The following is a 7,979-nucleotide window of genomic DNA, read 5'->3' on the forward strand; positions in this document are numbered from 1 at the left end:
TGTATTTATACTTGACCAAAATTGTCAGGCATCGCGGTTTTCCCACATCATGAGACTCACCACTAAAGGCCGTTTCGCCGTCACGGCGATGATTGACCTGGCGCTGCGCCAGGAGCAGGGCCCGGTGACGCTCGCCGGCATCAGCCAGCGGCAGCACATTTCACTGTCCTACCTCGAGCAGCTTTTCGGCAAACTGCGCCGGCACGAGATCGTCGAATCGGTCCGCGGGCCGGGCGGCGGCTACAATCTCGCGCGTCGTGCGGAGGATGTCACGGTCGCGGACATCATCATTGCCGTCGACGAGCCGCTCGACGCCACCCAGTGCGGCGGCAAGGGCTCGTGCGAGGGCACCAAGGCGCACGACGGCCACTGCATGACGCATGAACTGTGGTCGACGCTGAACCAGAAGATGGTCGAGTACCTCGATTCGGTGTCGCTCAAGGATCTTGTCGACAAGCAACGCTCCCGCGAAGGTGTCGCGCCGGCTGTGCTGCGCGACCGCCGCACGGATACTCCGGCGGTCGAGCCGTTGCGCGCCATGCCTCTCGGGCCGAACTCGATATTCAACATGGCCGGCTCCTGAAGCGTGACGACGGCTGGCGCACTATATAAAAGCAGCACACAGATTCCCCGGAGCAATTGATGAATAACGACATTCCCCACCTGCCCATTTACATGGACTACAGCGCGACGACGCCTGTCGATCCGCGCGTGGTGGACAAGATGATCCCGTATTTGCGCGAGCAGTTCGGCAATCCGGCTTCGCGCAGCCATGCTTACGGCTGGGCCGCGGAGCGTGCGGTCGAGGAAGCGCGCGAACAGGTCGCCGCGCTCGTCAACGCCGATCCGCGCGAAATCATCTGGACGTCCGGTGCAACCGAGTCGGACAACCTCGCACTCAAGGGCGCCGCACACTTCTACAAGAGCAAGGGCAAGCACATCATCACGGTGAAGACCGAGCACAAGGCCGTGCTCGACACCTGCCGCGAACTCGAACGCGAAGGCTTTGAACTCACGTATCTGAGCGTGCGCGACAACGGCCTGATCGACCTCGAAGCGTTCAAGGCCGCGCTGCGTCCCGACACGATCCTCGTTTCCGTCATGCACGTGAACAACGAGATCGGCGTGATCCAGGACATCGAGACGATCGGCGAGATCTGCCGCGAGAAGGGCATTATTTTCCACGTCGACGCCGCGCAATCGACGGGCAAGGCGCCCATCGACCTGCAAAAGCTCAAGGTCGACCTGATGTCGTTCTCGGCGCACAAGACCTACGGCCCGAAGGGCATCGGCGCGCTGTACGTGCGCCGCAAGCCGCGCGTGCGCATCGAAGCGCAGATGCACGGCGGCGGCCACGAGCGCGGCATGCGCTCGGGCACGCTCGCCACGCACCAGATCGTCGGTATGGGCGAAGCGTTCCGTATCGCACGCGAAGAAATGGCGACGGAAAACGAGCGCGTGCGCATGCTGCGCGACAAGCTGCTGCGCGGCCTGCAGGCAATCGAAGAAACCTACGTGAACGGCGACATGGAACGGCGTGTCCCGCACAACCTGAACATCAGCTTCAATTTCGTCGAAGGCGAGTCGCTGATCATGGCGGTGAAGGACGTGGCGGTGTCGTCGGGCTCGGCCTGCACGTCGGCGTCGCTGGAACCGTCGTATGTGCTGCGCGCGCTCGGCCGCAACGACGAACTGGCTCACAGCTCGATTCGTTTCACCGTGGGCCGCTTCACCACCGAAGAGGATGTCGATTACGTGATCAACCTGCTGAAGACGAAGATCGCCAAGCTGCGCGAACTGTCGCCATTGTGGGAGATGCATCAGGACGGTATCGATCTGTCGAAAATCCAGTGGGCCGCGCACTGAACGCGCGGACGTAACCTGACAAGGCCGCAGCGCAACTGCGATAAAACGCGTGCAGCGCGGCCGACGAATTGAAGGAGTGTGATCATGGCATATAGCGAAAAGGTTCTGGACCACTACGAAAACCCGCGTAACGTCGGCTCGTTCGCGAAGGACGACGACACAGTGGGCACCGGAATGGTCGGCGCACCGGCCTGCGGCGACGTGATGAAGCTGCAGATTCGCGTGGGCGCGGACGGCGTGATCGAAGACGCGAAGTTCAAGACCTACGGCTGCGGCTCGGCGATCGCGTCTAGCTCGCTCGTAACCGAGTGGGTCAAGGGCAAGACGCTCGATCAGGCGCTCGCGATCAAGAACACGCACATCGCGGAAGAACTCGCGTTGCCGCCGGTCAAGATCCACTGCTCGATTCTCGCGGAAGACGCGATCAAGGCAGCGGTCGCCGACTATCGCCAGCGCCACACGGAGCAGGCGGACGCAAGCGCGGCCTGAGACCGCGCTTCACGCAGAACACGATTCAGGAGTGCAGCGGACGGCAGTCGATCCGCTGCGACGCTAACGACTTTGAATGCAGGCAAGGGTTGCGCTACGGCTTGAAGGGACGACTTCCGGTCCGCACGGCTCGAGGGCGCTGCAAGAACGCTATGGCAATTACGTTGACGGAAAAGGCAGCACAGCAGGTGGAAAGGTACCTGGTGCGGCGTGGCAAGGGCGTGGGCCTGCGCCTTGGCGTGCGCACGACGGGCTGTTCGGGTCTTGCGTACAAGCTTGAGTACGTGGATGATCTGGCACCCGAAGACAGCGTGTTCGAGTGCCATGGCGTCAAGGTCATCGTCGATCCGAAGAGTCTTGCGTACATCGACGGCACGGAGCTCGACTTCGTGCGCGACGGGCTCAACGAAGGTTTCAGATTCAATAATCCGAACGTGAAGGACGAGTGCGGCTGCGGCGAGTCCTTCCGTATTTGAGCCCGCCCGATGCGGGAAAAAGGCGGCACAGGCCGCCTTTTTGACTTTTAATGGCATGCGCGCCGCACATGCGGACGAAGCCGACGAAGCCCCACCGGGGCGGCATTTTTCGATGACCTCGCTTTCTTCGCTCTCCGATAGCCATTTCGTTCTGTTCGGCCTGCCCGAGCAATTCACGATCGACGCGGCCACGCTCGACCACGCCTACCGCACCGTGCAGGCGCAGGTGCACCCCGACCGCTTCGCCGCGGCCGGCGACGCGCAAAAGCGCATCGCGATGCAGTGGGCCACGCGCACGAACGAGGCGTACCAGACGCTGCGCGACCCGCTCAAGCGCGCGAAGTATCTGCTGCATCTGCGCGGCATCGACGTCGGCATCGAGAGCAACACGGCGATGGAGCCCGCGTTCCTCATGCAGCAGATGGAGTGGCGCGAAGCGATCGAGGACGCCTACCGCGCGAAGAACGTCGATGCGCTCGATGCGCTCGCGGCCGAACTGCGCGACGACGAGCGCGTGCGCGTCGCGAAGCTGGTGGCGCTGCTCGACAGCGGCGCGAACCAGCCGGCGGCGGAAGCGGTGCGCCAGTTGATGTTCATCGAGCGCGTGCTGCACGAGATCGACGTGCAGATCGAGCGACTCGAAGGTTGAATGTGCAGGGGCCGGCTGACGGGGCTAGTGCGGCGGGCAGGAAGTAAAACACGGATTAGAAGGGCCGCGAGGCCAGCAAAAGATCACACAGATGGCATTACTTCAAATCTCCGAACCCGGCATGGCGCCGGCGCCGCATCAACGGCGACTCGCGGTCGGCATCGACCTCGGCACGACGAACTCGCTGGTCGCCGCGGTGCGCAGCGGCGTGCCCGACGTGCTGCCCGACGAGGCCGGCCACGTGCTGCTGCCCTCCGTGGTCCGCTATCTCGCGAACGGCGGCCGCCGCATCGGCCGCACGGCGAAGGCGGAAGCCGCGAGCGATCCGCGCAACACGATCGTCTCGGTCAAGCGGTTCATGGGTCGCGGCAAGGCCGATGTCGAAGGCGCCGTGAACGCCCCGTATGAATTCGTCGACGCGCCGGGCATGGTGCAGATCCAGACCGTCGACGGCGTGAAGAGCCCCGTCGAAGTCTCGGCCGAAATCCTCGCGACGCTGCGCCAGCGCGCCGAAGACACGCTCGGCGACGACCTCGTGGGCGCGGTCATCACGGTGCCCGCGTATTTCGACGAGGCGCAGCGCCAGGCGACGAAGGATGCCGCGCGTCTGGCCGGACTGAACGTCCTGCGCCTCCTGAACGAACCGACGGCGGCGGCGATTGCCTACGGCCTCGACAACGGCTCGGAAGGCCTCTACGCGGTCTACGACCTCGGCGGCGGCACGTTCGATCTGTCGATCCTCAAGCTCACGAAGGGCGTCTTCGAAGTGCTCGCGGCGGGCGGCGATTCGGCGCTCGGCGGCGACGACTTCGATCAGGCGCTGTTCGCTTACGTGCTGGAGCAGGCCGGCGTCGACGCGGCCACGCTCGCGCCCGAAGACGTGCGCTTCATGCTCGATCGCGTGCGCGACGCCAAGGAAGCGCTCTCGTCGGCGCCCGAGGCGCGCATCGACGTCACGCTGTCGAGCGGCAAGCAGATCGCGCTGACGATCGACGAACCGCGTTTCGAAGCGCTCACGCAAATGCTCGTGCAACGCACGCTCACGCCGACGCGAAAGGCGCTGCGCGACGCGAAGGTCACGCCGAAGGACGTGAAGGGCGTGGTGCTGGTGGGCGGCGCGACGCGCATGCCGGTGATCCGCCGCGCGGTCGAGCAGTTCTTCGGCCAGCCGCCGCTCACGAATCTCGATCCCGACCAGGTCGTCGCGCTCGGCGCGGCGATTCAGGCCGACCTGCTCGCGGGCAACCGCGGGCGCGAGGAAGACTGGCTGCTGCTCGACGTGATCCCGCTGTCGCTCGGCGTGGAGACGATGGGCGGCCTCGTCGAGAAGATCATCCCGCGCAACTCGACCATTCCGGTCGCGCGCGGGCAGGACTTCACGACGTTCAAGGACGGCCAGACGGCGATGGCGATTCACGTCGTCCAGGGCGAGCGCGAGCTCGTTGCCGACTGCCGCTCGCTCGCACGGTTCGAGCTGCGCGGCATTCCGCCGATGGCGGCGGGCGCGGCGCGTATCCGCGTGACCTATCAGGTCGATGCGGACGGCCTGCTTTCGGTGTTCGCGCGCGAGCAGCATTCGGGCGTGGAGGCATCGGTGGTGGTGAAGCCGTCCTACGGCCTCGCCGACGACGACATCGCCAGGATGCTCGAAGACAGCTTCAAGACCGCCGAAGTCGACATGCGCGCGCGTGCGCTGCGCGAGGCGCAGGTGGAAGCCGAACGCATCGTCGAGGCGACCGTGGCGGCGCTCGCCACCGACGGCGAACTGCTCGACGCCGACGAGCGCCAGCGGCTCGACGTCCTGATCGATGCGTTGCGCACGATTACGCAGGGCGAGGATGCGAACGCGATCGAGGCGGCGACGAAGGCGCTGTCAGAAGGCACCGACGATTTCGCCGCGCGCCGCATGAACAAGGGCATCAAGCGGGCGCTGGCGGGCAAGCGGCTCGACGAAATCGGCTGAAGGCCGTTGAAATAAAGCCCGTGAAGCGCGAGCCGATCGGGCATGTATGAAACATGAATGAAGTGGCGCGTGCGTGCTTTCCCGATGTGGAAAATCGCAGCGCGCCAGTAGAATGGACGCAGGCCGCCGTCTGAGACGGGGCACAGCGCCCGGTACCAACGCTATTGGAAACGGAATTCACAATGCCTCAAATCGTGGTGCTGCCCCATGCCGAACTGTGCCCGGAAGGCTCGGTAATCGAGGCGAAACCGGGCGAGAGCGTGTGCAGCACGCTGCTCGAACATGGGATCGAGATCGAGCATGCGTGTGAGCAGTCTTGCGCGTGCACGACCTGTCACGTGATCGTGCGCGAAGGCTTCAACACGCTCGAACCGTCCGACGACGCCGAGGACGACCTGCTCGACAAGGCGTGGGGTCTCGAACCGACTTCGCGTTTGTCGTGTCAGACCATCGTGCCGGAAGAAGGCGACCTGGTGATCGAGATCCCGCGTTACTCGATCAATCATGCGAAGGAAAACCACTGAGACAAAAGAGGAGCGGGCAGCCATGAAATGGACCGATACGCAGGATATCGCGATGGCATTGACGGACACGCACCCGGAAGTCGATCCGCAGTATGTGCGCTTCACCGACCTGCACCGCTGGATCATGGAGCTTACGGGCTTCGACGACGATCCGGAGCGCTCGAACGAAAAGATCCTGGAGGCGATTCAGGCTGCCTGGATCGAAGACGCGGACTACTGAGACTTCCTCTGGGTTTTCCCGGCTTCAGGATGTGAGAAAGGCGATTCGCCCAACGGGCGAATCGCCTTTTTTCTTTGTGGCCGCGCCAGGACAGACCGGCGTCAGGCCGCGACCAGCGTGCCGTGCGAGATACGCACGTGCTCGCCTTGCTGGAACGGCGGCGGTTGCCGGTAGCTGAAGTAGCGCGTCTTGCCGCTGTCCATGTGCACGCGCACCGAATAGCTCGTGGTGCTCCGGAGATGCTTTTCGATTGCGTTGCCGCCCACGCCGCCGCCGAGCGCGCCGAGCAGCGTCATCGCCACGCGGCCATTGCCGGAGCCGAACTGGTTGCCGACCACGCCGCCTGCCACCGCGCCGCCCACTGCGCCGATGCCGGTGCCGTGGCCTTCATGCTTGACTGCGGAAATGGCTTCGACGGTGCCGCACGACTCGCACGGTCCCTGGGCTTGCTGCCCTTGCTGCCCGTACTGCTGCTGCATCTGTTGCGGCTGCATCGGCTGCTGCTGCATCGGCTGTGGCTGCTGTGCATATTGAGCGGGCGGTGCACCCGTCGTGTTCGTCGCTTGGCCGGTAGTAGGCGCGCCGTTCTGCGCGAGCGGCACGCTTTGGACCTTCGGCGCAGGCTGCGTCGAGTCGATTACCTGCGGCGACGCCATCATGGCGGTCTGGCCGGTTTGCGTCTGCTCGGTCTGTCCGGTGTTGCTGGAGGCCTTCGGGAAGACGCCGGTAATGGCTGCGGTGGCCGCGAGGCTCGCCACGATGACGGCGGCGGCTGCCGTCGCGATCAGCGGGTTCAATCGGCGCTTGGGGATGAAGTTCGGATCGGTCTGGTTCATAACAGGCTCCGTCTATCGCAGAGTTGCTGCGTACGAAGGCCAGTGTGAGCCAGATCGAATCCGGGTGAGTTTCAATTTGTAACGCATGCCCTCGGCCGGCATGGCCAACCGTCGCACCGAAAGCTGCCGCAGTGCATCCCTGCTTGCTCTACCGATTCATGCGCCGTACCGGGCAGGGGACGGACCCTGGTAGCTTTTACCGATGGTTACAAACGATCGGGGCGCATGCGGCGTGAACCGCATGCGCCCCGATGGCGTTCTGGCGAGCTGCGCCGTGTGGATCAGTCGGCGCAGTCGGCTCAGTCTCGGCTTAGTCTTCGCGGCGCAGGTGCGGGAAGAGAATGACGTCGCGGATGCTCGGGCTATCCGTGAGCAGCATCACGAGGCGGTCGATGCCGATGCCGCAGCCGCCGGTCGGGGGCATGCCGTACTCGAGCGCACGGATGTAGTCGGCGTCGTAGTACATGGCTTCCTCGTCGCCTGCGTCCTTCTGTTCGACCTGCTTCTTGAAGCGCGCGGCCTGGTCTTCCGGATCGTTCAGTTCCGAGAAGCCGTTGGCGATCTCGCGGCCCGTGATGAAGAGCTCGAAGCGCTCGGTGATGCCCGGCAGCGTGTCCGAGGCGCGCGCGAGCGGCGAGACTTCGACGGGGTAGTCGATGATGTAGGTCGGCTCCCACAGCTGCGACTCGGCCGTCTCTTCGAAGAGCGCCAGCTGCAGCGAACCCACGCCCGCGTTGAGGAATTGCGGCTGGTTCGCGTCCACGCCGAACTTCTTGAGTTCTGCGCGCAGGAAAGCGGCGTCGGCGAGTTGCTCGTTCGTGTATTGCGGCGCGTACTTCTGGATCGCCTGCACGATCGTCAAGCGATGGAACGGCTTCGAGAGGTCGAGTTCGCGGCCCTGGTACGTCAGCACGGCGGTGCCGCTCGCGTCGATGGCGGCCTGGCGGATCAGCTGC

General features: G+C 64.5%; 10 protein-coding genes. 8 read left to right on the forward strand and 2 right to left on the reverse strand.

The annotated features are described in order from the left end of the window. The first annotated feature begins 49 nt into the window (after positions 1-49). The 8 genes from iscR (at position 50) to iscX (ending at position 6,187) form a co-directional block, all read left to right on the forward strand. Positions 50-583, forward strand: a complete 534-nt coding sequence (gene iscR / locus Q0L30_RS04680; RefSeq protein WP_296651833.1) for a Fe-S cluster assembly transcriptional regulator IscR — start codon at positions 50-52, stop codon at positions 581-583. 59 nt (positions 584-642) lie between these two features. After that, positions 643-1,866, forward strand: coding sequence for an IscS subfamily cysteine desulfurase (locus tag Q0L30_RS04685; protein ID WP_296651835.1), 1,224 nt, complete (start codon positions 643-645; stop codon positions 1,864-1,866). A gap of 84 nt (positions 1,867-1,950) precedes the next feature. Further along, complete coding sequence (gene iscU, locus Q0L30_RS04690; RefSeq protein WP_293042347.1) at positions 1,951-2,355, forward strand: Fe-S cluster assembly scaffold IscU; 405 nt, start codon at positions 1,951-1,953, stop codon at positions 2,353-2,355. Positions 2,356-2,507: 152 nt separating this feature from the next. Continuing rightward, on the forward strand, positions 2,508-2,831 hold the full coding sequence (iscA, locus tag Q0L30_RS04695; protein WP_296651840.1) for an iron-sulfur cluster assembly protein IscA: 324 nt from the start codon (positions 2,508-2,510) through the stop codon (positions 2,829-2,831). A 112-nt stretch (positions 2,832-2,943) separates the two neighbouring features. Next, entirely contained in the window at positions 2,944-3,480 is a 537-nt protein-coding gene (gene hscB / locus Q0L30_RS04700) for a Fe-S protein assembly co-chaperone HscB (RefSeq protein ID WP_296651843.1), read from the forward strand. Positions 3,481-3,571: 91 nt separating this feature from the next. Then, the gene (hscA, locus tag Q0L30_RS04705; protein WP_296651846.1) at positions 3,572-5,443 is read left to right on the forward strand and encodes a Fe-S protein assembly chaperone HscA; all 1,872 of its coding nucleotides are present in this window, start codon (positions 3,572-3,574) and stop codon (positions 5,441-5,443) included. Positions 5,444-5,625: 182 nt separating this feature from the next. Beyond that, on the forward strand, positions 5,626-5,967 hold the full coding sequence (fdx, locus tag Q0L30_RS04710; RefSeq protein WP_296651848.1) for an ISC system 2Fe-2S type ferredoxin: 342 nt from the start codon (positions 5,626-5,628) through the stop codon (positions 5,965-5,967). A 22-nt stretch (positions 5,968-5,989) separates the two neighbouring features. Next, a complete protein-coding gene (gene iscX / locus Q0L30_RS04715) occupies positions 5,990-6,187 on the forward strand; it encodes a Fe-S cluster assembly protein IscX (protein ID WP_293042362.1) in 198 nt (65 codons plus the stop codon). A gap of 101 nt (positions 6,188-6,288) precedes the next feature. Here iscX and Q0L30_RS04720 read toward each other — a convergent pair whose 3' ends face one another. Together Q0L30_RS04720 and Q0L30_RS04725 are read right to left on the reverse strand one after the other, a co-directional pair. Continuing rightward, positions 6,289-7,023: a glycine zipper 2TM domain-containing protein gene (locus tag Q0L30_RS04720; protein WP_296651853.1), complete on the reverse strand. Its 735-nt coding sequence runs from the start codon at positions 7,021-7,023 to the stop codon at positions 6,289-6,291. A 310-nt stretch (positions 7,024-7,333) separates the two neighbouring features. Beyond that, the coding region (locus tag Q0L30_RS04725; protein ID WP_296651858.1) for an amino acid--tRNA ligase-related protein at positions 7,334-7,979 on the reverse strand (646 nt) is incomplete at its 5' end.

The organism is Paraburkholderia sp., from assembly GCF_024281035.1.
Taxonomy (GTDB): domain Bacteria; phylum Pseudomonadota; class Gammaproteobacteria; order Burkholderiales; family Burkholderiaceae; genus Paraburkholderia.

Coding starts and splice junctions, on each gene's coding strand:
- iscR (WP_296651833.1), top strand. CDS start 50: ATGAGACTCACCACTAAAGGCCGTTTCGCCGTCACGGCGATGATTGAC.
- Q0L30_RS04685 (WP_296651835.1), top strand. CDS start 643: ATGAATAACGACATTCCCCACCTGCCCATTTACATGGACTACAGCGCG.
- iscU (WP_293042347.1), top strand. CDS start 1,951: ATGGCATATAGCGAAAAGGTTCTGGACCACTACGAAAACCCGCGTAAC.
- iscA (WP_296651840.1), top strand. CDS start 2,508: ATGGCAATTACGTTGACGGAAAAGGCAGCACAGCAGGTGGAAAGGTAC.
- hscB (WP_296651843.1), top strand. CDS start 2,944: ATGACCTCGCTTTCTTCGCTCTCCGATAGCCATTTCGTTCTGTTCGGC.
- hscA (WP_296651846.1), top strand. CDS start 3,572: ATGGCATTACTTCAAATCTCCGAACCCGGCATGGCGCCGGCGCCGCAT.
- fdx (WP_296651848.1), top strand. CDS start 5,626: ATGCCTCAAATCGTGGTGCTGCCCCATGCCGAACTGTGCCCGGAAGGC.
- iscX (WP_293042362.1), top strand. CDS start 5,990: ATGAAATGGACCGATACGCAGGATATCGCGATGGCATTGACGGACACG.
- Q0L30_RS04720 (WP_296651853.1), bottom strand. CDS start 7,023: ATGAACCAGACCGATCCGAACTTCATCCCCAAGCGCCGATTGAACCCG.